The organism is Pedobacter rhodius, from assembly GCF_027213645.1.
In the GTDB taxonomy this organism is placed as follows: Bacteria; Bacteroidota; Bacteroidia; order Sphingobacteriales; family Sphingobacteriaceae; genus Pedobacter; species Pedobacter rhodius.
The window spans coordinates 329610-355938 of sequence record NZ_JAPWGL010000004.1 but is presented as its reverse complement, the minus strand read 5'-3'; the positions used below and the strand labels follow the sequence as shown (position 1 = coordinate 355938).

Below are 26329 nucleotides of genomic sequence, written 5' to 3'. Positions count from 1 at the left end.
CCTTATCCTCTACGCAACATGTCTGCATATTCATTCGGAAGAGGACTATCCTCTACGGCTTTAGCTGCCTTTTCTATATCATACTCAAAGCGAATAAATTCGACTTTAACACTGTCCTTATTGTTTACTGTACTATCAGGGTTGATGGTTAAAATAACATAACCACCCCTTGGGTCGCTGTCTTTTGGTTTACCTACTGAGCCAATATTAATGGCATGCCTGAAATGATCCGCACCTTCATTCCCTGAGTTTAAAATTCTATGATAAGGCTTGTGGGTATGGCCAAAACACATAATATCTGCATCTGCCTGTTCCATGATCCGAAGCATGCTTTTTTCATCACGGTCTTCAAAAAGGTATTCATTGACCTTACGGGGGCTACCATGTACAAACAGAATATTGCGTTTATCGTGGTTCAACTGGTATTCTAGTCTAATGTGAGCAGGAAGGGTTCTTAGATAAGCACGCTGTTCGTCCCTTACCACTTCGTTTGTGTAGGAGATAGAAACCTTACCTAATGCTTTTTCTTCTTCTGTTTTATAGGCACAACCGCAATCATCACTAGACCTGCCAATACCCCAGTCATAATTTCCTGCGATAGTTGGTATGCCTCGTTTGCGAATTTCATCTATTACTTCGTTTGGCCAGATGTTATATCCAACTAAATCTCCAAGGCAATAAATTGCATCAGTGTTTCTGGTTTCAACGTGTTTAAAAAAGGCTTCCAGGGCAGGAAGATTAGCATGGATATCTGAAAAAAGTGCAATTCTCATTAATGTATGGTGTTTAATTTTTTTGACGGATAGTATTTCTTGCGGAAGTAAAAAGCAAGGTTGACCAGGGCAATCAGTGCCGGGACTTCAACCAAAGGGCCAATAACGCCCGCAAATGCTTGTCCCGAATTGATTCCAAAAACACCAATAGCAACTGCTATGGCCAGTTCGAAATTATTTCCTGTGGCCGTAAAAGCAATTGATGTACTTCTTGAATAGTCTGCACCGAAGTAACGGCCAGCAAAAAAGCTGATCACAAACATGATAGAAAAATAAATAACAAGGGGTATAGCAATTCTCACTACATCCATTGGAATTTGTACAATCAGTTCGCCCTTCAGGCTAAACATAATTACGATAGTAAAAAGTAGCGCTATCAAAGTAATTGGGGAAATCAGCGGGATAAACTTGTTTTGAAACCAGTCTTCACCTTTCAGTTTAATAAGGCCGTACCGACTGATTATACCCATTGCAAAGGGAAGCCCCAGGTAGATTCCTACGCTTTTAGCAATCTCGGAAATGGTGATGTTTACTTCAAGGCTCTCCAGACCAAAAAAAGGTGGCAAAACGGTAATAAAGATATAAGCAAACACACTGTAGAGCAATACCTGAAAAATGCTGTTCAGTGCAATCAAGCCTGCTGCATATTCCCTGTTACCCTCTGCAAGCTCGTTCCAGACCACCACCATAGCAATACACCTTGCCAGGCCAATAAGGATCAGCCCAACCATATATTCCGGATAATCTCTTAAAAAAGTGATTGCTAAAAAAAACATTAGAAGTGGACCAATTACCCAATTCAGAACCAGGGATACGCTTAAGACTTTAGTGTCTTTAAAAACTTCTCCCATCTTTTCATATTTCACCTTAGCAAGTGGCGGATACATCATTAAGATCAGTCCGATAGCTAATGGGATGTTTGTGGTTCCACTGGAAAACGAGTTTATAAATCCGGAGGAAGATGGTAGAAAATAGCCGGTAGCTACACCGATACCCATCGCTAGAAAAATCCATAGTGTAAGGTACCGGTCTAAAAAGCTTAATTTTCTTCTTTCGGCAGCAGGTGCACAGTTGTTTGCAGACATAGTTTATGATTGATTATTTAGCAGCAACCGCCACCTGGTGTACACGCTGATCCTGAAGCAGCAAGATTCTGAAATTGTACTTTTTGTTTTACTTCAGGAACACCACATAGTTCCGGAGCAAGGCACGCTGTTGTCTTAGCAATAAGCAGGAAGTTTTTACCATCGTAACCAAGGTCGTATTTACCAATAGTTTGAGCCTGGTATTCTACCTCAATTTCCAGATCTTCCATCTCCAATACTTCTTCAGAAAGAGATATGATGTTTAGCAACTTGCCTGCTTTCAAACGATGCTCAAAATCGTTGGCATCCCAAAGTTGGAAGTTGGCTACTTTTTCATGACGTACCGTACCGCCACAATCAATAAAATCTTTAGTAACAACACCAACTTCGGTCACATGGAAATGTTCAGGAACTGGTGTACCGTTTTCTAATTGAAAGTTTACGCTTTCAGCCTGCGCCAAGTGGGCTTTTATTTCTGATAGTTTCATAATTAAAGATTTAAGTATTTTTATATTGCAATTAAACGATTGATTTGATTAAAAAAAGCTAGCAGCAGCTAGCTTCTAGCTTATATGATCCAAGGAAGGCACCGATTTGGGCTTCCAGTAATTTCCATGTTTCAGGGTTTATGCAATAGCAAACGCTAACCCCTTCGATGGTACCCTGGATAATCCCGACAGACTTTAATTCCCTTAAATGCTGGGAGATTGTAGCTTGGGCAAGACCCAGCTCCTCTACAAGATCTCCACAAATACAAGTATTGAAAACTAGTATTCTTTGCAGAATAGCAATACGTGCAGGGTGAGCCATTGCTTTTAATAGCTGAGCAAGCTGGTTCTGCTCGGAGGTAAACATTTCGGTTTTTGTAAGTCCCATATAATATTGCAATATTACGATTTATTAATGAAACAACAAATTTATCAGAATATTAATTTTAATTCTTCTGATCTCTCTTTTTGCTGCTAAGGTTTAAAATCAAATAACCTAATAGTCCTGATATTACGGAGCCGACAAGAATTGAAAACTTTGCTTCCTGAACAAGCAGCGGGTCAGCGAAGGATAAGATTGATATAAATATGGACATGGTAAACCCGATACCTGCAAGTAGGCCAACACCAAGGATATGAACCCATTTTGCATTTTCAGGTAGCTCACTTAGCTTAAGCTTTACGCTGAGCCATGATATAAATAATATACCCAAAGATTTACCAATAACCAGACCTAGCACAATGCCCATTCCCAGACCTGTAAAAAGCCCTTCTACCATGCCGTTTTCAAAACGGATGTTGGTGTTGGCCAGTGCAAATATTGGAATGATCAGAAAATTAACGGGTTTAGTAAGTGCATGCTCTAGTTTTTCCAGTGGAGACTCTTTATGATCTGCTGTTGTGGGTAGTGTAAGCGCTATCAAAACTCCTGCAATAGTTGCATGAATGCCTGAGTGATGAACAAAGTACCAGATAAAAATACCTGGAATTAGGTAAAAGGCAAGGTTCTTTAACCCGAAGCGATTAAAGAGGAACAGTAGTATCAATATAGCCCCGGAATAAACCATATTCATATAGTGGAGATCCGAAGAGTAAAATACCGCGATTACTAATATTGCAAGCAGATCATCAACAATAGCCAGGGCAGCTAGAAAGATCTTTAGGGAAAGTGGAACCTTTACTCAGGAGCGATAGAATGGCTAGTGCAAAAGCAATGTCTGTAGCCATTGGTATACCCCATCCGCTAGCAGTTGGCGTATCACGGTTAAATATGGTATAGATTATTGCCGGCACAATGGCACCACCAATCGCACATATAATCGGAAGTATTGCCTTTTTAGGTGAGGAAAGTTCACCTTCCACAATTTCCCTTTTAATTTCAAGTCCCACCAAAAGAAAGAAAATGGCCATCAGGCCATCATTGATCCATAGCGCAACAGAATACTTTAAATGTAAACTGGTGGTTTCATATCCAATTTGATTCGCTAAAAAGTTATCAAAGCCTTCACCCAGTGGCGAGTTTGCTATTATTAAAGACAAAATTAAACAGGAAAATAAGATAATCCCACTTGATGTTGTAGAGTTGAAAAAGTCTTTAAAAACCTTTTTGTTGATCGACATTGGCATATTTTTCAAATATAACATTTTCATTTTTACGGTCTAAATCTGCCTCCTGTTAATTCAGACACCAGAGCAAAACCATAGGTAATGACAGATTTTAAAAATATTTTTCTATTTTTGCATCAATCGAAATGAGAAAAGTTAAACAAGTTTCATATAACCCTGTGACAAAGCCCTGAATTCTTTCAGTGACTCTTTTCTCCCTTAGCATAATCCCTTGCTAGGGCAATGCCCCTTATTTTATAATTTTTGACCTTTAATTTTATTGGTATGTTCTTACGTACACGTTTTTTTGACTTATCTCAAAAAGTCAACTACAAAACCGAAATTTTGGCTGGCATCACTGTGGCCATGACCATGATGCCTGAATCGCTCTCCTTCGCTATCCTTGCGGGTTTCCCCCCCTTGGTCGGTCTTTATGCAGCTTTTATTATGGGGCTTGTAACCTCAGTTCTGGGCGGTCGTCCAGGTCTGATCTCAGGCGGTGCAGGAGCAGTCGTAGTTGTGCTGATTGCTTTGATGCAGGCGCATGGAATTGAATATGTATTCGCCGCTGTAGCCCTCGCCGGCGCCTTTCAGATCCTGGTAGGTCTTTTCAAGCTTGGGAAATTTATCAGACTTGTTCCCCAACCGGTAATGTATGGCTTTGTTAATGGACTGGCAGTTATTATATTCATGGCCCAGATTGAACAGTTCAAAACCATCATCAATGGAAAAGAGGCCTGGTTGACCGGTAGCCCACTTTTAATCATGGCCGGGTTGGTTGCGCTTACCATTGCTATCGTACTATTCTTTCCAAAGATAACAAAGGCGGTACCACCATCCCTGGTTGCTATTATTGTTGTTGTTCTTGTCGTCCTCGGGTTCGGTATCGATACTAAAACAGTAAGCGATATTGCCTCTGTCAGCGGAGGGTTTCCACCATTTCACATTCCTCAGATTCCATTGACATTTGAAACCTTTCAAATTATATTGCCCTATGCCGCGATCATGGCAGGAGTTGGGCTTACCGAGGGGCTGTTAACACTTAACCTAGTAGACGAAATTACTGCAACCAGGGGGAATGGTAACCGTGAATCAATAGCTCAGGGTATTGCCAATATTCTGAATGGCTTTTTCTATGGTATGGGAGGATGTCCAATGATTGCTCAGACTTTGGTAAATCTTTCAGCAGGGGCGAGAGCCCGCCTGTCGGGCATAGTGGCAGCACTCACTATTTTGCTTATCATTCTGTTTGGCGCACCGATAATTGGTTTAGTTCCAATGGCTGCCCTTACAGGCGTGATGATCATGGTGGCCGTAGGAACCTTTGAGTGGATCAGTTTACGGATCATCAATAAAATGCCAAAACAAGATATATTTATTGGCATACTGGTGGCTGCGATCACCATTTGGCTTCATAACCTCGCCCTTGCAGTTTTAATTGGTGTAATTATATCGGCACTTGTTTTTGCCTGGGAGAGTGCAAAAAGGATTCGTGCAAGAAAATTCGTGGATGGAAGTGGCACCAAGCACTACGAAATTTATGGGCCATTGTTTTTTGGTTCAGTTACAGCGTTCACTGAAAAGTTCGATGTTAATGAAGACCCATCTGAAGTAATTGTTGATTTTAAGGACAGTCGAGTGTCGGATATGTCTGCTATTGAAGCATTAAACAAGTTAACAGAACGATACCATCTCGCGGGTAAAAAACTTCATTTAAAACATTTAAGCGAAGATTGTAGGCTACTACTTAAAAACGCTGAAAGTGTTATTGATGTTAATATATATGAAGATCCGACATATCGTGTCGCTATTGACAAATCTTAAGTATAAATTAGAAATTTGGATGGAGCTTTTTATATAGCTCCTCCAGTATTTCCGTTATCATTATTCCCTCGTTTTTTGAAAGATGACTGCTAGTCCTATCACTATTCCACCGTTTTTTGATAGAAATTGAGATGAGTATTTGATAAACAGTTATAGAACTATTGTGTCTTTTCTAGCAGGCCAGCGATGAAGTAAAGTCTACAGTTGTTTCCTTTCAACCATCAAGAAAAAGGAAGAATACAAGTTATCCTATGAGAGATTTTTGGCTATATTGTAATCACCTACATTTATTGAAATGAAAAACGACAAAACATCACAAAACTACACGTTAAACAGACGTAATTTTGTTACTGGAATTATCCCGGTGATAGCTGGCGCAACAATACCATCCTGGGCTTCGGCGAAGGAGATTCAACAAACCAGAGAAGACAATGACTTTCCAGGACTTATTACGCGAGAGAAAAAGCCATTAAATATGGAGTTTCCATTTCCTACGTTAAAAAACAGGATTACTCCAAATAACCAGTTCTTCATCAGGAGTCATTTTAATATTCCCAATATTGATGCTACAAATTGGGAATTAGAGATTGGCGGCAACACCAATCATGTCATAAAGATCAATCTGAGCGAACTTAAAAAGCTTCCTGCAAAAAAGGTAATGGCTACTATAGAATGTGCCGGAAACGGACGTGCTAACCTCGCCCCAAAAGTGAAGGGTTTAGGATGGGAACAAGGTGGGATCAGCAATGCTGAATGGACAGGAGTACCTTTATCCGTATTGTTAAAGAAGGCTGGCATAAAGGTGGGTACGGTAGACATTATTTTGGAAGGGAATGATGAGGGGATGATTACAGAAGAGCCGAAATCACCAGGAAAAATCAAATTCGCCCGAAGCATTCCGTTAAATATAGCAATGCAGGATCACATCATCATCGCCTATGAAATGAATGGAAAACCATTGAGTGCTGAACATGGTTTCCCGGCAAGGGCAATTATTCCAGGATGGTATGGTATGGCATCTGTGAAATGGCTGATGAAAATTACTGCATCTGAAAAGCCGTTTGATGGCTATTGGCAGACGATTGAATATGCTTACTGGAAGCGTGTTGAAGGACTACCTACCTTGACGCCCGTAACCACTACATTGGTTAAGTCTGAAATATCAAGGCCGGTATTGTTTGAAGCGGTGCCGGCTGGAAAACCTTATCAAGTAAGGGGTGCAGGATGGTCAGGTGATAGTAACCTATCGAAAGTAGAAATAAGCACGGATAAAGGAAATTCATGGCAACCAGCAAAATTAATTGGTCCTGCTATCCCTTTCGCCTGGCAGCTATTTGAATTTGAATGGGTGGTTCCTGCTAAGACTGGAAGATATAGTTTAATGGCTAGAGCGACAGATCAAAATGGCAAAACGCAACCCATGGAGCATGATTTAGACAGAAGAACTTACATGGTTAATTTTATCTCGCCAATTGATGTAGATGTAATATAGCTCAATAAGAACAAATTTCAGGATCTTGCGGTTATCGCATAAGGCTTGTTTGGCATAAACAGTTTATCACAATTAATATTCTACATCAAACCATGATCAGATTCACGTCTATACTTCTACTATTTGCTAGTTTCTCTGCACGAGCACAACATGAACACATGCAAATGGCAACTAAAAAAAATGTCTTCCTTGGGCAAATGGCTCATATGATGATGAAGATGGATGAAATATCAGCTACCACATCTGCAGACAGAGATTTCATACAAATGATGATCCCACATCACCAGGGTGCTATTGATATGGCAGAAGAAGAGATTAAGACCGGAAAAAATAAAGAAATGATTCAGCTAGCTAAAAGTATCAAAGCTGAGCAACAAACCCAGATTCAGCAAATGCGACTCCTGCTCAGCCATCCTGAAGGATTTATCGCTACAGGCAACCAACATCAAAACGCCAACCAGAAGATGATGAAAGTGATGATGGAACAAATGCCTGAAGAAAAACAATTGTCTGATACTGATCTGTCCTTTGCAAGGATAATGCTTCCTCACCATCAGGCTGCCATCGACATGGCTAAAGTTGAGTTGCGGTATGGAAAAAATAAAAATGTAAAAAGACTGGCCGAGAATATTATCTCAGATGAACAGATAGAAATCCAACAAATGAAGACATTTACAAACTCCCATTAACATATGAAAAAGATATCCTTGTTTACGCTATTAATATTCAGTTTTGCCCTACAATCAAAAGCACAATCAATCTATGCCCAAGACAGGGTTTATACAGGCAATCAGATATCTAATACGGTTTCTGTCTTAGATCCCTCAACACAAACGCTATTAGGAAATATTGTTCTTGGTAAACCCCAACCTGATATCTTAAGTCCTCTATATAAGGGACAGGCCCTGGTTCATGGCCTGGGTTATTCCCCTAAAAGGCAATTACTAGCAGCGGTTTCCATTGGATCAAATTCAGTAACCTTTATTTCAACAGCAAAAAATAAAGTTTTAAAAACTGTTTATATCGGACGTTCACCGCATGAGGCAACCTTTAACCCTTCAGGATCACAGGCATGGATATCGGTAAGAGGAGAATCGTATATCAGCGTAATTGATGCAAATAAACTGATTGAAATCAAGCAAATTCCAGTAGCCGACGGCCCGGGAATGGTTGCTTTTACTCCAGATGGAAAATGGGCTTATATTTGTTCCAGCTTTACTGCAGAAGTGGATGTAGTGAATGCAACTTCTTATGCTATTGTAAAGCGTATTCCAGTAGTTAGTCCATTTTCTCCAAATATATTCTGTAGTCCTGATGGGAAATGGATTGCATTGACACATAAGGATGTAGGGAAGATCACTGTCATCAGCACGGAGACAAATACGATACATACAGTACTAAATACAGGTCCAATTACCAACCATGTCACTTTTACTTTAGTTAATGATTCACCTGTGATGCTGGCAACCATTGGCGGAGAAAACAGCTTAAAAGTATTTAGTGTTTCACAAGATTTCAAGCTTACTGATAGCGTTGCGACAGGATCATTGCCACATGGCGTCTGGACTTCGGCAGATGGTAAATTTGCATATGTCGGATTAGAAAATGATGACCAGGTACAAGTGGTTGATCTGGTAAAAATGGCCGTTGTAAAAACCATTGCTATTGGACAATGTCCGCAAGCATTGTTGTACGCCGCTAATGCCAGCCCTGCAAATGCCTCAAAAGAAAATTTAACCCCGCTTAATCTTGCAGACAAAAGTCAGGTGATTAAATTGATGAATAAGGATAATTCAATGTCATCAGGCATGCTAAACGTAAGAAGCGTAGGCTTGACTGATCTTGTCCAACAGGACTTTAAAAAACTCGAGCCAAATACTTCGTATACTTTAGCGTTAACCAACTCCTCAAATGATACGTTTAACGCAGATTATGTCATCAATTCTTTTAAGACCGATGAAAAAGGAGCTTTTAGCGGTCAATCCTCGGGGATAATTAAGAGTGTAGGAACAGGTGGCGCCGATTATAAACATGTGGTTCTTATTGATGATCTTTCAAAAAAGCTGGTGATGATCAGTAACTAATGTATTTTAAACCAAAGATATAACTGCCCATAATGCAGCACTTGAAATTACTATCCATAAAATTACGCCTTGTAACAGTGGCATTATCCCCACTGCTTTCAAGATAGTAAATGAGAGTCCGCTTCCTATCAGGAACAAGGTTAAAGTTAAGCCTGCTTTTGCTAATGCTACAAAGTAGGGCGCAAAAGGCTTAATAAAAGGTAAGTAGGTGTTGGCGATCATTGCCAGGATAAATAGCCCTATAAAATAGGGTATACTAACTTTGCTATTGTTGCTTTTGAACAGGAAAGATGTACCAAACGCTACGGGAACAATCCATAGTGCTCTGGCTAACTTAACAGTTGTGGCTATCTGTAGTGCTTGTTCACCATATTTACTGGCTGCCCCAACAACAGAACTGGTATCGTGAATAGCAATGGCACACCACATACCAAATTGTGACTGTGACAAGTTAAGCGCATGTCCGATAGCGGGGAAAAGAAATAAGGCCACCGAGTTGAGTATAAAAACAGTACCCATTGCAACGGAGATCTGTTTTTCTTCTGCGTTCATTACAGGCGACAATGCAGCAATAGCACTTCCACCACAGATCGCCGTTCCAGCTGATATCAAAAAAGATGTTTTACGTTCTATTTTAAATACTTTTCCCAGGATAAAACCAATGATAAGCACTCCGAAAATAGAAACTACGGTAAACAGTACGCCTTCTTTTCCTGCTTTCATTGCACTGAATACATTCATTCCAAATCCTAGCCCGACAACAGAAATTTTTAGCAGCAGGTTTGTGGCCTTGTGATTTAAATGCAGATAGGGATGTTCCATTAGTTGCGCCAATACTAATCCTAGCAATAAGGCTAAAGGAGGCGACATAAATGGAAAGAGGCACAGCAAAACTGCCAGGATGAAGATAATTTTACGGGTGTTTAAATTTAAGTTTAGCAGGTTACCCGCCTTTATTTTAGAAGAATTTGAATTGTCTTTGATTTGTGTCATAATTTTGATTGTCTTTATTTTCTAATTCAAAGATCCATAACTAATAAACCCCGATCAAATCATTAAAACTTATCTTCCATAACTTCATGTTATAGAAGATAAGTTTTTAGACATTATTTATTCCCAACCCCATTTTTTGAAAATGAGATGTCCTTTATCGGATTGCATAAACTTGATAAAATCCTCAGTTTCCGACTTATGCGTACCAGTGCTACCCCTCACTACAGGTGTACCTCTATAGACTGTTTGTGTAACAGGAATCCTAACCATTGAGGTGAGGTCTGGTAAACGGTTATGCCAGGAGCCAAATGTTATCCAGGCATCATATTGAGGATCATTTTTCCATGCAGCAATACCCAATGCCGAATTTGCAAATGTACCTGCTATACGCTGCTGTATGTTTGCAATCAGATCTTGTCGACCTGCCAAATCTTCCCAAAGCCCCATTTGCCCAGCCCCATTCACATCAAGAATTTTCACACCTGGTTTACAGAGATCGCCCAGATTTTTGATGTTTTTAGGATTGCCGGGCCGTACCAGGATCGCTGCCGCACGTTTATATAACTCTGTCCGAGAGTTCGCCACTATCATGTTTGGGTGGTCAGACATGAATTTTGAAAGCATGTATTCTGCTCCTCCAAAGAACAGATCTGCATGTTTCATTGCATCCGGCATCCATTCATTATCTGGCCCGGCAGTGACTTTAATTACGATATCATGCTGCTTTCCAAAAACCTTCGCACATTCATTGATCGGTCCGAGCGGCCCACCGGGACCATAGACATATAAAGTATCGTTTGGGATTTGTGCATTCCCAATGGTCACTACAGCAACGACTGACAATATGGTTAAAAATATATTTTTCATTGTGTTTATGTTTAAGGTAAATCAAAACCAAACTTTTTGTAGATGGCAGCAGCCTGCGGACTGATCAAAAAATCCATAAAATCTTTTGCAGCGGCCGGATGTGGCGCATCTTTTAACTGTCCCGCTATATATTGCGCATGGATATTCTCTTTTTCAGGAATTTCAATGAGCTCAACAGGATGGCCAATCATTTTCTGATAGTAGGCCTCAGTATACCATACTGGAGCGGCGTCACTTTCGTTGTATAGGATCCTCATTGGTGATTGGCGATGATGGATCATGGTAAGATAAGTAGTCTTATCTTTAACTTTATCTTCCATGATGGTAGATTTTAATGTTTCCCCTCCAGCTTTCACATAGGCTTCTTCAATACGTTTACCGATCCCTTCATTCTCTGGATTGGGCATACTGATCCTCAGCTCTTTATTTGCTAAATCTTTGAGTGACTTCAATGCCTTCGGATTTCCCTTTTGGACCATGATTGCCAACCTGTTTCTAGCATATAAAGTCGTTTTGCTAAACCATTCAGGGGTCATGTCTATCCGGTTCTTACCAGCTGTATAAACATCCGGCTTTAAGGTAATTCTCATGTTGCCCACCACAATGCTACCGGTTTTTATTTGTTGGGCTAAAATGCCTGGGGGAAGCGTTTCGGCAAATACCCGCTGATAATGTGGATATGACTTTTTAAAGGCTGCAATTAATTCGTCAATGCACATAAACTGGTTACCGGCAAAGAAAACCACCAGTTGGGGATCATTAATGTCTCCAAAAAGATCAGGCACATTGTCTACTCCAGGTACTGTGAACTGAACTTTACTTTCAGGTGGAGTATTCCAGGGCGGATCAAAGCGATGATCCTGGGCCTTAACATTTCCACAAAGCAATAAAAATGCAACTGTGGCTAAAAAGGTGTGATTTATATATTTCATGATTTTCTAATTATTTGGTTTAAGGATGTACAACTGCCCATCCCTGATATTGACGGATGATGATTTCACCATTGCCGCTGGGTACATAACTGATAAAATCAAATAAGGTATTTTTTTCGATTTTCCTTTCTCTGACGGTATTTTCACATTGTGCAAGAATTACTCCTCTGGATTGCAGTTCTAACAATGTTTTTTCAAAAGATCCGTTCTTCTGGTAAACAGCTACGCCATCTCCAAAGGCAATAAGTTCTGCATTGATTTTCCCTTTTAACCTGGGATCGTCGAGTGCATTTTTTAGGTTTCGAAGTGTTCCTGCAATCTTTTTCTCATCACCGTTATTGATTACATACAGTGCCTTATAATTTTTCAGGGTGGCTTTTGCCCCTGTAAAATTAGCAGGTGTAGCTTGGGCAAAAGTGGCCGAGGTTGCTGCGATCAGCAAAAATAATGTACAGATTAAGGTTATTTTTTTCATGATTTTAGATTTTGATGATTTATTTAGTTGTTAGTTTTACTTGTTTTTCGGAGGTTACAATTGGTGCAAATGGACCATACTTATGTTGATTTTCAGAAAATTTGTCGGCATATGGTCCGTATGGCGCATCAAAAGGTTTTTTTAACAAATCAGGGTAATCTTTTCCCTGATCTTTATGTGGTCTTGGCTGTGAGTTCACAAAAGCAGCGAGATCCCAGGCCTCCTCATCACTTAACTGCGCATCTCCATATCTGGCACCATATGGCATATTGTTCTTTACGAACCCCGCAAAGTTACTGAGTCTATACATCCCTGCGCCATCATTGTAGCTGTGTTTGCCCCATAATGGCGGATAAACATAAGTTAGTTTGTCTTCATCGAGTATTCCCTCACCATTTGCACCATGACAACTTTGACATTTACTGGTATATAAAATCGCTCCATGTTTGACATTCGCTGCCCTATCCAGGAATTTTAATTTTTCGGTTCCCGTTCCAAACACTTTCTCCCCTTTTTTTACACCTGTTCCAAGCCATTTCATATAAGCCAGCATTGCCTGTATCTCTTTACTAGATTCGTCTGGTACTTTGCCTGCAAGACTTCGATTGAAGCACTCTGCAATACGTGCCGATGCAGGTTCAACCTTTCCTGATCTGCCACTCATTTTAGGAAAACTGGAAATAAAACCAGCATAATTATTTCCGAACAGTTTGGTTCCACCCTCGAGGTGACAATTCTGACAATTCATACCATTTGTAATACGGGCTATGGATCCATTTGGCCCAAAATATTTGCTCGTATGTGCTATTAATTCTTTGCCATACCTGATCATCTGGCCGTACTTGGTGTCCGCCGGAATCGTATTTTCATCAGGCGCTTTCCAGGCATCAGCAGGTACAACCTGGCTTTTGACGTTAACAGCAGCTATACCGGTTTCCACATCCTGTTTGGTTTTTGCTGTCACTACATCTGGCTGCCCATTAAAAAATAAAGTGCAGATGAAAATGGTTCCACAAGCAACAAATAGAAACGCAATGATAGCCGTTGTCCTGGCTGTATATATAAGTGCTTGTCTGATTTCTTTTTCTGTTGATTCCTTATTCATAACCAATATTTTTCTGTTACAAATGTGCATTTATTCTACTCATCAGAAAAAGCATAAAAAGTTATTGATGATAACGTAAGGTTATGATGTCAGTACCCGTTGAAACAAATTGTTTGTATCTTAGGTTATCTACTAAAACCGTGTATGATAGATTTCCGTTTGCAAGTATTTTATGCTGTCGCTAAAAGGCTGAATTTTACAAAGGCCTCGGCAGAGTTATTTATCAGTCAGCCTGCTGTAACCAAACACATTAAAGAATTAGAGCAGGAGTTCAAAATGTCATTATTTGAACGCAGTGGAAACAAAAAAATCAGCCTCACCCCAGCCGGCGAATTATTGTTGCATTACGCAGAACAGATTTTTGGAACTTACCGGGAACTGGAATATGATATGAATCTACTTACTAAACAGCATAAAGGAATATTGAGGATTGGTGCCAGCAGTACTGTGGCACAATATATCATTCCACCTGTATTGGCACAGTTTCACAATAAGTTTAAGGATATACAAATTCAACTGGTTACCGGAAACACAGAAGATGTAGAGCAGCGTTTGATTGCTAAGGAAATAGATTTTGGAATCATTGAAGGCATCTCCCGGAACCCACAGATTAAATACGAACAATATCTAAAAGACGAGCTGGTGCTGGTGTGTTCTGGTCACAATTATGCCATGAAAAAGGAAATGATCAAACCGAATGAGTTGAAGGATTATGATTTATTACTTCGTGAACCTGGTTCTGGTACACTAGATGTTATTGCATATGCTTTAAAAGCACACCAGATAAAGGTGGGGGACTTAAATATAGAAATGCAGTTAGGTAGTACCGAAAGCATTAAATCCTATTTGATTCACAGCAAATGCCTGGCTTTTTTATCTATCCACTCCATATTGAAAGAGCTCAAGAATAATGAATGCCGCATCATAGATATCAAGGATATGGTTATCGAAAGGCCGTTTCATTTCATTCAGCTTCATGGTCAGCAGGACGCTCTGGCGGAACTATTTATGCGCTTCGCTAAAAGCTACAACTATAATGTATAGTGTTACCGAAATTTCGAGGCAATATCAGCCAGCTAAAGTGCTGCTGCTCTTTGTTTCTGAAGCTCCTGGAGGTGACGATAAACATTTTTACCTGGGAAATACTAATCTGTTTCGAACAATTTATCTTGCATTTAGTGAGGTATTTGGCGATTTTAAATCTGTAGAAGATTTTTTGCAGTTCTTTAAAGGCACGGGATGCTTTTTGGAACATCTAACTTGTACACCTATTGATAAATCGTCAGTTAAAATCAGAAAAAACCAGAGGCAGGGGGGAATAGAGCAATTAGCTCATAAAATCAGAACATATCAACCCCGATTAATCATGATCCTAATGAAAAGCATTGAACAAGAGGTTAAAGAATCTATTGACCTATCAGGCTTATCGTTTATCGAAGAAATTGCAGTTACCTGCTATCCTGCCGGCACTGAATCAAACAGGCTTACTTGCATCCGGGATACCAGGGTTATCATCTCCAAACTGGCATCGATATTGACATAACATGCAAATATATTGCTGTAATATACCGATACAGAACAAGATGAAAATTCAAGATCAGGAAAACACCAAACAGCATGCAGGAGACCATTTGGCTAATGAAAGAACATTTTTGGCCTGGATCAGAACCAGTATTGGTATCATGGGATTTGGCTTCGTGGTGATGAAATTCTCGCTATTTATCAAGCAGATCAGTGCCGCACTGGGGAGTAAAGTGCCCCTGCACCAAACCGGAGATTCCCGCATTATCGGGATTTTTCTAGTTGCCCTGGGAGCAATTACTATCATTTGTTCTTACTTAAGATATAATTCAACGAAAGAACAATTGAATCAGGGGGTGTATTACCATTCAACACTTTTTGTTAAAGTTTTAACCGCTTTAGTTTTCATAGCTAGTATACTTTTACTGCTCTACCTTATTAAAACAACATAGGCAGTTAAATCATCTGTACTTGATGCTTTAGAAAAGAGAGGAAGGAAAGCGGTCGATATAGCGTTGTTTTTTGATATAAATTGCTGATTGCATTGGTCAAGGATCTTATAAAAATTTCACCTCTTTATGATAATCCACAGGAACAGGATAAGTCAATATTTTATGTTCCCGTAAATATTTTGGGTACCGCAATACGCTGTGAAGAATATATACCTGAATGGCCACTGAAAAAATAGGCTGTAAAACAGGCTACCGCAAAAAACATGGTGTATTCACTACCAAAAAGTTCTATACCCATAATCGTACAGGCAAGGGGTGTATTCGTTGCACCAGCAAAAACAGCAATAAATCCAAGGGCAGCAAACAAACTAACTGGAGCATTTAATAAGGTCGAAAGTGCATTGCCTAATGTTGCGCCAATATAAAACAAAGGCGTTACCTCACCACCTTTAAATCCAGTTCCTAATGTTAAAGTTGTGTAAATGGTCTTCCATAACCAGCTCCAAGTATCTGCTCCACCAGGCTGAAAAGCAGAGGGAATTGTAACGGCTCCTTGGTATTCGCTATCCACGCCCAAACTTAAGTAATCCGGTTTCCCGATGGCGTAAGTCAAGCCTATAATAATCAGACCACCGATAACAGGAATAAGCCACTGGATCTTACATACTTTAGAAAAAAAGGCCTTGATCTCATGCACCATTACAGCAAACAGGTAGCTGGCCAGACCAAACAATGTGGATGCTAGAATAACCTTACTAAGCAGGAGTAGGTTTACCGGCAGGTATTCAGATAGAAAGTAGGCACTTTTCTCTATGAGATCGATGTGATAAGCGGTATGATGGATGCCCCAGGCAGAGACAGTAAGATCACCAAGCACGCTGGCAATTAATGCGGGAAGTAAAGCCTTGTACTCTATTCTTCCAATGGCCAGAACTTCCATTGCAAATATGGCACCGGTGAGCGGTGTTCCGAACACCGCCCCAAACCCGGCTGCAATTCCCGCGGTAAGGAGCATCTTGGTGTCTACCTCATTTAGCTTAAACCAGCGGCTAAACATTCCTGCGATGCTTCCTCCGATTTGTACCGCGGTTCCCTCTCTTCCAGCCGATCCGCCAAACAAATGGGTAATCACTGTAGTTATTAAGATTACTGGCGCCATCTGCCTGGGCACTCCACCACCCGGCCTATGGATTTCATCCATGATCAGGTTATTTCCTTTTTCTGAGGACCTACCAACTGACTGATAAATCAGGTGGATCACAATACCTGCTAAAGGTAGCAGAAAAATGAGACAGGTATGCTGAAAGCGAAAGTGAATGGCCCAGCCTAGCAGCCAAAGGAACAAGGCAACCATACTTCCTATTGCAATGGCAACAGGAAGTATAAGCAGCGTCCATCGAACCGCATATTTAAAAACCGAAAGGTGTTCAAATAAAAATTTATTATGTTTCATTGTAGGTTAGCGGCTGATTTATAATTTTTTATAAAAAGTATTGATTCCTGCAAATGATGCCCTATCACCAAGTTCTTCTTCTATCCGAAGCAACTGGTTAAATTTAGATACCCTTTCAGAGCGGCAGCCACTTCCTGTTTTGATGTGCCCCGCACCGGTAGCGACAACCAGATCCGCAATTGTCGTGTCTTCAGTTTCACCACTGCGGTGAGAAATAAAGCAATTGTAACCGTTTTTTTGGGCTAGTTCTACGGCCTTTAGCGTTTCGGAAACTGTACCGATCTGGTTCAATTTAATCAGTACGCTGTTTGCAATGCCCTGGTCGATTCCCTGCTGGATAATACTCGGGTTGGTGCAGAATATATCATCTCCAACCAATTCCACTTTGTCTCCCAAAAGGCTGGTCAGCTTTTTCCATCCCTCCCAATCGTTTTCGCCCAACCCGTCTTCCAACAGGATAATTGGGTACTCTTTTAACCATCCTTCCCAAAAGCCAATCATTTCATCTGTTGTGATCCGTTCTTTAGAACTTTTATAAAATTCATATTTTCCATTATTCCACATTTCGCTGGTCGCTGGGTCAAGACAAAGGGAAATATCCTTGCCTGGAGCAAAACCGGCAATATGTATCGCTTCCATGATGATTTGGACGGCTTCCTCATTAGAACTCAGATTTGGCGCAAACCCACCTTCGTCACCAACTCCGGTATAATAGCCTTTCGCTTTTAGCAGACTTCTCAGGGAATGAAAAACAGCTTCGCCCATACGGATACTTTCCTTAAACGAGGGGGCGTTATGAGGGGCAATCATAAATTCCTGAAAATCGATGTTGTTATCAGAATGCCTTCCCCCATTAATGACATTCATGCACGGTACGGGCATTACGTAACCTTCCCTTTCCACTAGCTGCCTATACAAGGGAATCCCTTTTGCAACGGCCGAAGCCCGGGCGAAGGCGATTGAGGCCGCAAGCATCGCATTTGCGCCGAGCCTTGATTTATTCTCGGTTCCATCCAGACCAATTATATGATCATCGAAGGCCTGCTGACCCTCAAAGGATAAGCCGGTGACTGATTTGCCGACTTCGACGTTAATCCCTTTTACTGCTTTTTCCACGCCTTTACCATTATAGCGCTCTGGATCACCATCTCTAAGCTCTACGGCTTCTTTTTCACCCGTACTTGCCCCGGATGGAGAAATACCCCTTGCTGTTGTTCCGTTAAGAGTGACTTCTACTTCTACTGTCGGATTGCCCCTGGAATCCAAAATTTCACGGGCATGAATTTTAGTTAATTTCATAGTTTTTTGTTTTATATTGATTTTTAGTATTTCGGTTGCTTACAAATAATTGAGTTTCTCAAAAGATCAAAACCAGTGTTCCCCCAATGATCAGCAGGGCACCAAAGAATACTTTCAGGGTAAGAGCTTCTTTCAGGAACACCATTGCAAGTATAATAGTTAGGGCAACACTCAACTTATCAACAGGGGCGACCTGGGACACTTTCCCGATCTGCAAAGCCTTGTAGTAGAATATCCAGGACAAGCCGGTGGCAAGGCCAGATAAAAAAAGAAATAGCAGGTTATGCTTTGACAGTTCCGTAATTCCTTTAAGTTCGCCTCTGGCCATTACGATCCCCCAGGCTACAATCAGTATTACCACCGTTCGTATGGCAGTAGCCAAATCAGAATTGACATTGGTTACGCCGACTTTTGCAAAGATGGCCGTAAGGGAAGCAAAGAAAGCTGATAATAGCGCGTAGATCCACCACATAGTTTTATGTTAATTTTCCGTTATTGAATAATTCCAAAGTAAATGAGTACAAGAACCGTTGCTCCGGCAATGATCCGGTAAATGCCGAACCAGCGGAAAGAATGCTTTTGAAGATAGGTGATGAAAGAGCGGATGGCCATCCATACATCCCACCCGCACCTGCTTTACTTAAATGAATGATCGTAGTTAGATTCGGTTCATGGGAAGGGCGTAGACGCTTAACGGTGTTTTTAATCAGTCCTGAAGCAATCTGATCTGCACTAGCAACTAGTAGCGCAATGGTAATAAGAACCTGCCAAATTTTTTTGCAGAAATTCTGGAAGAGGCAATAAATAATGAAGGCATAAAAAGGAAGCCAAAAACGCTTATCACTGGCCCAGTACATGATCGTATCCCAGAATGCATTATGGTGCTGATTTATCCACAAGAACCATTCAGTTTCAACCGGCAGGACCATTGCTAACACTGATCTCACTTTGGCAGACAGACAAAGTAAGACAAGCGCAATTAAGATAGCTGCCAGCAATAAGAGTTGAGAATTTATTTTTAATTTTTTCACCTACAATACTTTGACCGGCAGATTTTATTACCTGCTGGAATTTCTATTGTAGGCGCCATCAGCTTTTGAAAAAAGCGGTTGAATCGGAAGGACACCATTTCCGTATTGCAAATATAATACTAATAAAATGATGTGCAAAATCTTAAAGTAGGTGTTGAGAATTTAATTTATCACTATTCCTCCTTATTTGAATACGAGAACCAGTTTCTTATTCTTCTACCGTTTAAACAAGCATCATATCACGGGATTAAAGCTTTTCTTAAACAAAATGAAACCGCCTGGAAATAACCATGTTATCTATATAGGAATTTTTTTTATAACCCTAAAAAATTAAAGTTATGGGATACCATGAATGGAAAAACTGTATTGATGCATGCTTAAAGTGTGCTTCAATTTGCAATCATTGTGCAAGTTCATGCACTCAGGAAGAAGACGTGAAAATGATGGCGCGGTGTATTGAGCTTGATATGCAATGTGCAGCCATCTGCTACTCTGCCGCTCAATTGATGAGTATGGGTAGCTCTTTTGCTCAAGACATTTGCCGTATTTGCGCAGATATTTGCCAGCAATGCGGAGATGAGTGTAGTAATCATCATACCCAGCATTGTCAGGAATGTGCAGATGCTTGTAAGGCTTGTGCGGAAGAATGCAGAAGAATGACAGGAGTAGCTGCTTAAGATGCCAATCACCGTGAGCATTAATTGATTAAGGGCAGCATTCTAGTTGCCCTTTCATTTTTATAAATAGGCAAATTTATTCCATTCATTTTATTTTCATTATTCCCTCATTATTTGATATTTACCAAGGTTTGAGGTTGTTCTTGGTATGTCCTTTCTCTAGCCTTAAAAAAATGGGTTTTTTAGGATATGATTCTCATAAACTCATTCCATTATTCAAATAAGAATTTCAGTTTTTGATGATGAGTACTTGATAATTCGAATTCTATGAAAATGAAGGCTAGATGCGAGTTGAGGAATGCATTAAATAATGCATGAACTTTCAATTCCCGCTTCATCAAATTATTTCAAAAAACAAAAAATACAAATTTCATTTCAATGGCGGTGTTAAATCAATCACGTTGTTAAACCGAGGGTATGTACCTTCTAAATTAAATGCAAGCTACATGGCATTTGCGCATAATTGTAAAAAAATTTAGACCAAACGGATTTCCCCCCGTTTATCCTATAATTGAATAATATTCAAGCTGATCGATGTTCGCAATTGAAACTAATCCACATGCTTATTTGGCTAATTAGATAGCAGTTTATGGAGTTCAACACTGATGTCTAGACAATTGGTGTTTTATAAATAGTTGCGGTATATCTTAATTTTAGGGAAAATTCTAAAAAGTTCGAACCGAAAAATTCAATTTAATCTATTGTAAGTGACTTATTTTCAAGTTCTTAATGTTTAAAAAATAAGAGGCATACTTTTTAGATGCCTCATATTGCCACTTAGTAGGGTCAACCCGCGGAAGTTCGACCCTTTTTGAGCATTGTGAAGCTGTGGTTAATTTTGATAAAGTTTTGAACAACAAGATGGAGGGACAGTATAGGAAAAAGAAATTATTCGATGACAATCGAAAGTAGGGTGAGAAATATCGTAACCTAATATTTGTTGATATTTTGTAACGGTTTTGTTGCGGTTTATCCTCTCATCTTTTTAGATTAATGCAGATTTTAGCGCCTATATATTTAGGTTGTTAAAATTGAAGGGTTTGAAAGTTAAGCAGGTACCAAATTGCTCTATAATTGGAGTCGTCTTGCTGTACCTGATTATCTCTTTGGGCAATATCTTTTTTTTATCCAACCTCTCCCTTTTAGAGTCCGCCCGGGGAATAAAATCAGCTGCGCAGTACAAAGGTAGCTTTTCTCCGCTTGGAAAGGATTCAAAAATTACCAGACAATTTAAGTGTATCCTTGATGAACGCAAGAAAACCGTGCTTCCTGTTTTGGAAGCTTTTCTTATCGGCGTCATCTTATTTTTGGGGCTTTCGCTTTTAGCCTCTAACCTAAACAGGTATTTTCTTGAGATCAGATACAGGATTGCCGGATCAGTCCCAATTTATATTTCCAACCAGGTCTTTCGGATCTGAGATTTATCTCAATTTTCTTTTATTGACAGGTCCTTCATATGATGAAGTGACGACGGCCGGTTAATCACCGTGTTTCCTGTCCAAGACGTCCGTCAAATCTTTTTCCTTAAATTTTAATTTAAAGACATGATCCGTATTAAACAGATTTTCTGTTTGTTCCCACTTTTATATATGGGGCTGGAAAGCCATGCCCAAACCTCCCCAAAGCCCATCGGGATCGTTGATCTGATCGATCACGTGACCGCTTTTTCACCTTCACTGGCCGCTGATTCAGCAGCAGTTGATATTCGTGCCGCCCAGTTAAGAGAGACCGCGGCGAATGCCCTTCCAAATCTGAAGCTTAATTATCAGGCAGATCTGGGCTCAAACAATAACGTGGCAGGACCTTATATGGCCTTTGGTATAGTTCCCTCCAATTCCAGAGGTGTTAGGACTGAAAGCACTACCAAGGCTACACTTACTAATCTTGGTATTGTCTCCCTTGATTGGGAGGTCTATAATTTTGGTGCCTATAAAGCTCAGAATGCAGTCGCCAAATCAGAACTTGTCGCTGAACGATCCAAGTTTGCCCAGCGCCGATACCAGACAAGGGCCATCGCTATTGATGATTACCTGAGTCTACTAAAGCTTCAGGACATGCTATCCATTCAAGCAAGCAATATCAGTCGCAATGAGCAGATCAACCGTTCGATTTTATCCCTTGCCAGAAGCGGTGTGCGTCCGGGTGTGGATACCAGTATCGCAGGGGCCGAACTCTCCAAATCAAGGTTGAACTATATTGAAATGGACAATACCTACAGACAGGTTCAGCTCGACATTGCAGCAATCAGCGGGCTAAATCCGGAAAGTATTGTCGCTGACAGTACGATCCTGGATCGGCTAAAATCGCTTGAGGTAAACCTATCGGTAAAACTGACTGACAGTTCAAGTCATCCGCTGCTTGATTTCTACAAAAGCAATTATCTAAGCAGCGTTGAGAAGGAAAACCTGGTCAAAAAAGCCTATAATCCAAAGGTAAGCCTGCAAGCTGCTGCCTGGTCAAGGGGATCAAGCATTGATGCCAATGACAATTTCAACAGTCTCTCGAATGGCTTGGAATGGCAACGGGAAAATTACCTCGTGGGCGTAGGGATCAGTTATAACTTATTTGATCTGCGCAGGCGTCAGTTGAAGTTTAGGACCCAAAAGGCCAGTAGCAATTTTTACTTAAAGGAACTACAGCAGGAAAGGTTAATGTTATCAAATGCCGCCCTTCAAGCAGGACTTGAGATCAGTACCGCGCATAAGAGACTCGATGAAATACCAAACCAGCTAAAGGCAGCGGCCGCAGGGTATCGCCAGAAGCTCTCGCTTTACAAGAACGGGCTGACCGACATCATTGAGCTCAATGCAGCCCTAACCATCCTTTATCGTGCAGAAACCGATTTTGTCAACGCAAAATATCTGTACATCCGGGCGCTTTTTCAAAAGGCTATCGCCACCAACCAAGTAGATTCACTGTTAAACACATTAAAATAATAAAGATATGTCAATGGTTACCTCGGCCCTGAAAAAGCCGATTACAACAGTGGTGATCACCGCGAGTTTACTGCTCTTTGCAGTTCTCAGTGCGTTGAAGATCCCAATAGATATTTTCCCCCAGCTTAATTCGCCGACAATATATGTTATTGAATCCTACGGAGGTATGTCTCCACAACAGATGGAGGGCTTCTTCTCCACTCGTCTACAGGATCAGTTTCTTTATGTTAATGGCGTTAAGAATATTACCGCCAAAAACATTCAGGGTTTGACGATGCTAAAGCTGAGTTTTTATGAAAGCACCAATATGGCAGAGGCTTCTGCCCAAGTTGCCTTGCAGGTTAACCGGGCCATGAAGTTCTTCCCTCCAGGCGCATTGCCTCCGCAGGTGGTCCGCTTTGATGCCTCTTCACTGCCAGTAGGCCAGCTTGTACTCTCGGCCAAATCCCGCAGTCTGAAAGAAATCTATGATATGGCGGCAACGCGTATCAGGCCCATGTTTTCCTCTGTCGCAGGGCTTTCAGCGCCACCGCCATTCGGTGCCAATTCCCGCTCGATTACCATTAGTGTAGATCCGAGCAAATTAAGGAGTTATAATCTGACTCCGGACGAGGTGGTAGGGGCTTTATCCAAGTTCAATGTCATGTCTCCTTCGGGAAATCTAAGGTTGGACAATACCATGATGGTGACCTCTATGAACTCCCTGGTTAAAACGGTCGATGAATTCAACAACATTCCAATAGCTACAAAAAACGGCGTTTCAATATTGGTAAGGGATGTGGCAAGGGTTGCCGATGCAGCGGATGTTACCGTGGATTATGCATTGATCAACGGGAAACGGTCTGTGTATATTCCTGTGGTCAAAACAGCAGACGCCTCGACTTGGTCAGTGGTAAAGTCCTTAAAGGCCAAAATCCCCGAAATGCAGAGCCTCTTGCCGGACGATGTCCACATCTCTTATGAATTTGACCAGTCTGTTGCCGTTATCAACTCGGTAAAAAGCCTGATCACTGAAGGTGGTCTTGGTGCACTATTAACGGGCCTAATGGTATTGCTATTCCTGCGTGATCTGCGAAGCAGTCTTATCGTGGTGATCACCATTCCGGTATCGATTTTAATTGGGGTGCTTTTACTAGGCATGTTCGGTCAGACCATAAATATCATGACCTTGAGCGGTCTGGCACTTGCAATAGGGATCCTGGTCGATCAGGCAACGGTGACGATCGAAAATATCCATCAGCACCTGGAAATGGGCAAGCCCAAACGCGAAGCCATTTACGATGCCTGTGAAGAAATCGCATTCCCGCTGCTGCTCATCCTGCTGTGTATTCTGGCCGTATTTGCACCATCTTTTATGATGAACGGGATACCAAAGGCGATGTTCCTTCCATTGTCCCTTTCAATCGGTTTTACCATGATTGTATCTTTCATCGTGGCCCAGACCCTGGTTCCCATTCTATCCAACTGGATGATAAAGGAAGAACGTTACCAGCACTATGACCATGGTAAGATCCATGCTCATGCAGGAGAGGCCCTGGACGAGAGGCAAGGAGAGCAGGTAGAAAAGCATCTGCAAAATGAAAAGGATGAACCGGAAAAAAATGATTTCTTTGAAAGGGTGAAGGTGCGGTTTATGGCAATCATCCAGCGGTGGATGCCGATGAAAAAAGGTATTGTCGGGATTTATTTAGTTCTGGTCATTGCTCTCGCGGGATTGGGCTTTGTATTTATCGGCAAGGACATGATGCCCAAACTCAACAACGGACAGTTCCAGATCCGCATAAAAGCGCCGGACGGTACCAGATTAGAGCGCACCGAGGAGAAATTTAAGCAGGTACTTTCCATTATCAATCAGACAGTAGATAACCATATCGCTGTTAGTTCGGGATACGTTGGGCTTATTCCGAGTAGTTACGGAACAAGTAACTTATATATCTTCAATACCGGTACCCATGAGGCTGTGCTTCAGGTGAACCTTGATGAAGATTATAAGGTAAATATGGATGAGCTGAAAGATGCGCTGAGAAAGAACATCGCTTATAAACTTCCTGACCTACGTATCACCTTTGAGCCGATTGACATGACCGAAAAGATTATGAGCCAAGGCGCTGCAACTCCTATTGAGATCAGAGTAGCAGGAAAAGATATGGACCAGATCGAGTCTTACTCTAATAAGGTGCTCTCTAAACTTAAAAAAATAGATTACCTCCGTGATATCCAGATTGCCCAGCCCCTGCACATTCCCGTGGTTTCTATTACCCTTGATAGATTAAAGGCGGCGCAGTTTGGGCTGAACGTGGTTGATATCGCAAGGTCAGTTACTGCAAGTACCTCATCCAGCCGATTTACTGAGAAGAACCAATGGCTCGATGAAAAAACCGCCTATACCTACCAGGTACAGGTACAGGTTCCAGAGTATGTCATGAATACAATGGATGAGCTCAAAGAAATTCCTTTGGTTAAAGGGCAGAGCAGTCCGGTACTGGGCGACATCGCTACTTTCAATACCAGTTACCTTCCAGGAGAATATGACCGCTCCGGGCCAAGACGCTTTCTGACCGTGAGCGCAAACATTTATAAAAAGGATCTTGGAACGGCAACTGCTGATGTAGAAAAGGCACTAAAGTCCGTAGGCACGCCTCCTAAGGGACTAACTGCTGAAGTGAAAGGTATGTCGAGCCTGTTGACTGAAACACTATCTTCTCTTCAGGGCGGACTTGCTTTTGCGATATTGGTGATCTTCCTGCTGCTTGCGGCCAATTACCAGTCTTTCAAGCTTTCACTGACGGTTCTTTCGACCGTTCCTGCTGTAATCCTTGGGTCGCTTACCGCATTATTGCTTACAGGTTCTACGCTTAACCTGCAGAGCTACATGGGGATGATCATGTCCACCGGGGTGTCAGTGGCCAATGCGATACTTATCGTGACCAACGCCGAAAAACTCAGGCTGGATTACAAGGATTCTACCCGGGCGGCAGTGGTGAGTGCCGGGATTCGTTTAAGGCCGATCCTGATGACCAGTTTTGCGATGATAGCCGGGATGATCCCGATGGCCTCCGGTATGGGCGAATCCGGTGAACAGACCGCGCCGCTCGGCAGGGCTGTTATTGGCGGGCTATTCTTTTCAACCCTTGCCGCGCTCTTCATCCTTCCGCAGGTTTTCGCTTGGGTACAGAAAAAAAGCAGTTTAAAAGAACCAAACCTAATGCCTAGAAAAACAAGAATTTAAAAGATAAA

23 protein-coding genes, 1 pseudogene and 1 riboswitch are annotated in these 26329 nt (G+C 41.3%); of the genes and pseudogenes, 10 read left to right on the top strand and 14 right to left on the bottom strand.

Annotated elements, in window-relative coordinates:
- Positions 1-2: 2 nt before the first annotated feature.
- The 5 genes and pseudogenes from O0931_RS15880 to nhaA form a co-directional block, all read right to left on the bottom strand.
- Complete coding sequence (locus tag O0931_RS15880; RefSeq protein ID WP_088300344.1) at positions 3-773, bottom strand: metallophosphoesterase family protein; 771 nt, start codon at positions 771-773, stop codon at positions 3-5.
- On the bottom strand, positions 773-1858 hold the full coding sequence (arsB, locus tag O0931_RS15875) for an ACR3 family arsenite efflux transporter (protein ID WP_088300343.1): 1086 nt from the start codon (positions 1856-1858) through the stop codon (positions 773-775). The genes O0931_RS15880 and arsB overlap by 1 nt, the downstream gene beginning before the upstream one ends.
- A 17-nt stretch (positions 1859-1875) precedes the next feature.
- Positions 1876-2346, bottom strand: a complete 471-nt coding sequence (locus tag O0931_RS15870; RefSeq protein WP_269416459.1) for a DUF6428 family protein — start codon at positions 2344-2346, stop codon at positions 1876-1878.
- A 58-nt stretch (positions 2347-2404) separates the two neighbouring features.
- A complete protein-coding gene (locus O0931_RS15865) occupies positions 2405-2734 on the bottom strand; it encodes an ArsR/SmtB family transcription factor (RefSeq protein WP_088300341.1) in 330 nt (109 codons plus the stop codon).
- A gap of 58 nt (positions 2735-2792) precedes the next feature.
- A pseudogene (gene nhaA / locus O0931_RS15860) lies at positions 2793-3966 on the bottom strand (Na+/H+ antiporter NhaA).
- A 270-nt stretch (positions 3967-4236) separates the two neighbouring features.
- Here nhaA and O0931_RS15855 point away from each other — a divergent pair.
- The 4 genes from O0931_RS15855 to O0931_RS15840 all read left to right on the top strand — a co-directional run bounded on the left by O0931_RS15855 (position 4237) and on the right by O0931_RS15840 (position 9351).
- Positions 4237-5775 carry a SulP family inorganic anion transporter gene (locus O0931_RS15855; protein ID WP_269416458.1) on the top strand — a complete coding sequence of 513 codons (1539 nt, stop codon included), beginning with the start codon at positions 4237-4239 and terminating at the stop codon, positions 5773-5775.
- Positions 5776-6070: 295 nt separating this feature from the next.
- Entirely contained in the window at positions 6071-7267 is a 1197-nt protein-coding gene (locus O0931_RS15850) for a sulfite oxidase (protein ID WP_008245487.1), read from the top strand.
- A gap of 92 nt (positions 7268-7359) precedes the next feature.
- A complete protein-coding gene (locus O0931_RS15845; RefSeq protein WP_082489588.1) occupies positions 7360-7956 on the top strand; it encodes a DUF305 domain-containing protein in 597 nt (198 codons plus the stop codon).
- 3 nt (positions 7957-7959) lie between these two features.
- The gene (locus O0931_RS15840; protein ID WP_056095402.1) at positions 7960-9351 is read left to right on the top strand and encodes a beta-propeller fold lactonase family protein; all 1392 of its coding nucleotides are present in this window, start codon (positions 7960-7962) and stop codon (positions 9349-9351) included.
- 6 nt (positions 9352-9357) lie between these two features.
- Here O0931_RS15840 and O0931_RS15835 read toward each other — a convergent pair whose 3' ends face one another.
- The 5 genes from O0931_RS15835 to O0931_RS15815 form a co-directional block, all read right to left on the bottom strand.
- Complete coding sequence (locus tag O0931_RS15835) at positions 9358-10344, bottom strand: YeiH family protein (protein WP_008245480.1); 987 nt, start codon at positions 10342-10344, stop codon at positions 9358-9360.
- Positions 10345-10461: 117 nt separating this feature from the next.
- A complete protein-coding gene (locus tag O0931_RS15830) occupies positions 10462-11211 on the bottom strand; it encodes a substrate-binding domain-containing protein (RefSeq protein WP_008245473.1) in 750 nt (249 codons plus the stop codon).
- 11 nt (positions 11212-11222) lie between these two features.
- Positions 11223-12143: a molybdate ABC transporter substrate-binding protein gene (locus O0931_RS15825; RefSeq protein WP_056870676.1), complete on the bottom strand. Its 921-nt coding sequence runs from the start codon at positions 12141-12143 to the stop codon at positions 11223-11225.
- A gap of 19 nt (positions 12144-12162) precedes the next feature.
- Positions 12163-12618 carry a DsrE family protein gene (locus O0931_RS15820; RefSeq protein WP_008245470.1) on the bottom strand — a complete coding sequence of 152 codons (456 nt, stop codon included), beginning with the start codon at positions 12616-12618 and terminating at the stop codon, positions 12163-12165.
- A gap of 19 nt (positions 12619-12637) precedes the next feature.
- Positions 12638-13723 carry a c-type cytochrome gene (locus O0931_RS15815; protein WP_082491480.1) on the bottom strand — a complete coding sequence of 362 codons (1086 nt, stop codon included), beginning with the start codon at positions 13721-13723 and terminating at the stop codon, positions 12638-12640.
- Between the two features lie 144 nt (positions 13724-13867).
- Between O0931_RS15815 and O0931_RS15810 the strand changes: the two genes are divergently transcribed.
- Genes O0931_RS15810 through O0931_RS15800 form a run of 3 tightly spaced genes read left to right on the top strand, consistent with a single transcriptional unit; the run spans position 13868 to position 15696 of the window.
- Positions 13868-14767, top strand: coding sequence for a LysR family transcriptional regulator (locus O0931_RS15810; protein WP_056095397.1), 900 nt, complete (start codon positions 13868-13870; stop codon positions 14765-14767).
- Entirely contained in the window at positions 14760-15266 is a 507-nt protein-coding gene (locus O0931_RS15805; RefSeq protein ID WP_056095394.1) for a hypothetical protein, read from the top strand. Before O0931_RS15810 ends, O0931_RS15805 begins: the two co-directional genes overlap by 8 nt.
- Positions 15267-15306: 40 nt before the next feature.
- Entirely contained in the window at positions 15307-15696 is a 390-nt protein-coding gene (locus tag O0931_RS15800) for a YidH family protein (RefSeq protein ID WP_008245456.1), read from the top strand.
- 160 nt (positions 15697-15856) lie between these two features.
- Here O0931_RS15800 and O0931_RS15795 read toward each other — a convergent pair whose 3' ends face one another.
- The 4 genes from O0931_RS15795 to O0931_RS15780 are packed head-to-tail and all read right to left on the bottom strand — an operon-like array spanning position 15857 to position 19479.
- Positions 15857-17149 (bottom strand): voltage-gated chloride channel family protein, encoded by a 1293-nt coding sequence (locus tag O0931_RS15795; protein WP_008245455.1) that lies wholly within the window; start codon positions 17147-17149, stop codon positions 15857-15859.
- An 18-nt stretch (positions 17150-17167) separates the two neighbouring features.
- Positions 17168-18448: a phosphopyruvate hydratase gene (gene eno / locus O0931_RS15790; protein ID WP_008245454.1), complete on the bottom strand. Its 1281-nt coding sequence runs from the start codon at positions 18446-18448 to the stop codon at positions 17168-17170.
- 58 nt (positions 18449-18506) lie between these two features.
- On the bottom strand, positions 18507-18920 hold the full coding sequence (locus O0931_RS15785; protein WP_008245453.1) for an EamA family transporter: 414 nt from the start codon (positions 18918-18920) through the stop codon (positions 18507-18509).
- Between the two features lie 4 nt (positions 18921-18924).
- On the bottom strand, positions 18925-19479 hold the full coding sequence (locus tag O0931_RS15780; RefSeq protein ID WP_124910972.1) for a phosphatase PAP2 family protein: 555 nt from the start codon (positions 19477-19479) through the stop codon (positions 18925-18927).
- A gap of 42 nt (positions 19480-19521) precedes the next feature.
- Positions 19522-19590, bottom strand: a riboswitch (Fluoride riboswitch).
- 227 nt (positions 19591-19817) lie between these two features.
- Between O0931_RS15780 and O0931_RS15775 the strand changes: the two genes are divergently transcribed.
- The 3 genes from O0931_RS15775 to O0931_RS15765 all read left to right on the top strand — a co-directional run bounded on the left by O0931_RS15775 (position 19818) and on the right by O0931_RS15765 (position 26321).
- The gene (locus O0931_RS15775; protein WP_008245450.1) at positions 19818-20156 is read left to right on the top strand and encodes a four-helix bundle copper-binding protein; all 339 of its coding nucleotides are present in this window, start codon (positions 19818-19820) and stop codon (positions 20154-20156) included.
- A gap of 1544 nt (positions 20157-21700) precedes the next feature.
- On the top strand, positions 21701-23092 hold the full coding sequence (locus tag O0931_RS15770) for a TolC family protein (protein WP_269416457.1): 1392 nt from the start codon (positions 21701-21703) through the stop codon (positions 23090-23092).
- Positions 23093-23099: 7 nt separating this feature from the next.
- Positions 23100-26321: an efflux RND transporter permease subunit gene (locus O0931_RS15765; protein ID WP_331283632.1), complete on the top strand. Its 3222-nt coding sequence runs from the start codon at positions 23100-23102 to the stop codon at positions 26319-26321.
- The last annotated feature ends 8 nt before the right edge of the window (positions 26322-26329 follow it).

Coding starts and splice junctions, on each gene's coding strand:
- O0931_RS15835 (WP_008245480.1), bottom strand. CDS start 10,344: ATGACACAAATCAAAGACAATTCAAATTCTTCTAAAATAAAGGCGGGT.
- arsB (WP_088300343.1), bottom strand. CDS start 1,858: ATGTCTGCAAACAACTGTGCACCTGCTGCCGAAAGAAGAAAATTAAGC.
- O0931_RS15880 (WP_088300344.1), bottom strand. CDS start 773: ATGAGAATTGCACTTTTTTCAGATATCCATGCTAATCTTCCTGCCCTG.
- O0931_RS15845 (WP_082489588.1), top strand. CDS start 7,360: ATGATCAGATTCACGTCTATACTTCTACTATTTGCTAGTTTCTCTGCA.
- O0931_RS15785 (WP_008245453.1), bottom strand. CDS start 18,920: ATGTGGTGGATCTACGCGCTATTATCAGCTTTCTTTGCTTCCCTTACG.
- O0931_RS15825 (WP_056870676.1), bottom strand. CDS start 12,143: ATGAAATATATAAATCACACCTTTTTAGCCACAGTTGCATTTTTATTG.
- O0931_RS15865 (WP_088300341.1), bottom strand. CDS start 2,734: ATGGGACTTACAAAAACCGAAATGTTTACCTCCGAGCAGAACCAGCTT.
- O0931_RS15820 (WP_008245470.1), bottom strand. CDS start 12,618: ATGAAAAAAATAACCTTAATCTGTACATTATTTTTGCTGATCGCAGCA.
- O0931_RS15775 (WP_008245450.1), top strand. CDS start 19,818: ATGGGATACCATGAATGGAAAAACTGTATTGATGCATGCTTAAAGTGT.
- O0931_RS15855 (WP_269416458.1), top strand. CDS start 4,237: ATGTTCTTACGTACACGTTTTTTTGACTTATCTCAAAAAGTCAACTAC.
- O0931_RS15770 (WP_269416457.1), top strand. CDS start 21,701: ATGATCCGTATTAAACAGATTTTCTGTTTGTTCCCACTTTTATATATG.
- O0931_RS15805 (WP_056095394.1), top strand. CDS start 14,760: ATGTATAGTGTTACCGAAATTTCGAGGCAATATCAGCCAGCTAAAGTG.
- O0931_RS15810 (WP_056095397.1), top strand. CDS start 13,868: ATGATAGATTTCCGTTTGCAAGTATTTTATGCTGTCGCTAAAAGGCTG.
- O0931_RS15850 (WP_008245487.1), top strand. CDS start 6,071: ATGAAAAACGACAAAACATCACAAAACTACACGTTAAACAGACGTAAT.
- O0931_RS15840 (WP_056095402.1), top strand. CDS start 7,960: ATGAAAAAGATATCCTTGTTTACGCTATTAATATTCAGTTTTGCCCTA.
- O0931_RS15815 (WP_082491480.1), bottom strand. CDS start 13,723: ATGAATAAGGAATCAACAGAAAAAGAAATCAGACAAGCACTTATATAT.
- O0931_RS15870 (WP_269416459.1), bottom strand. CDS start 2,346: ATGAAACTATCAGAAATAAAAGCCCACTTGGCGCAGGCTGAAAGCGTA.
- eno (WP_008245454.1), bottom strand. CDS start 18,448: ATGAAATTAACTAAAATTCATGCCCGTGAAATTTTGGATTCCAGGGGC.
- O0931_RS15795 (WP_008245455.1), bottom strand. CDS start 17,149: ATGAAACATAATAAATTTTTATTTGAACACCTTTCGGTTTTTAAATAT.
- O0931_RS15800 (WP_008245456.1), top strand. CDS start 15,307: ATGAAAATTCAAGATCAGGAAAACACCAAACAGCATGCAGGAGACCAT.
- O0931_RS15830 (WP_008245473.1), bottom strand. CDS start 11,211: ATGAAAAATATATTTTTAACCATATTGTCAGTCGTTGCTGTAGTGACC.
- O0931_RS15765 (WP_331283632.1), top strand. CDS start 23,100: ATGTCAATGGTTACCTCGGCCCTGAAAAAGCCGATTACAACAGTGGTG.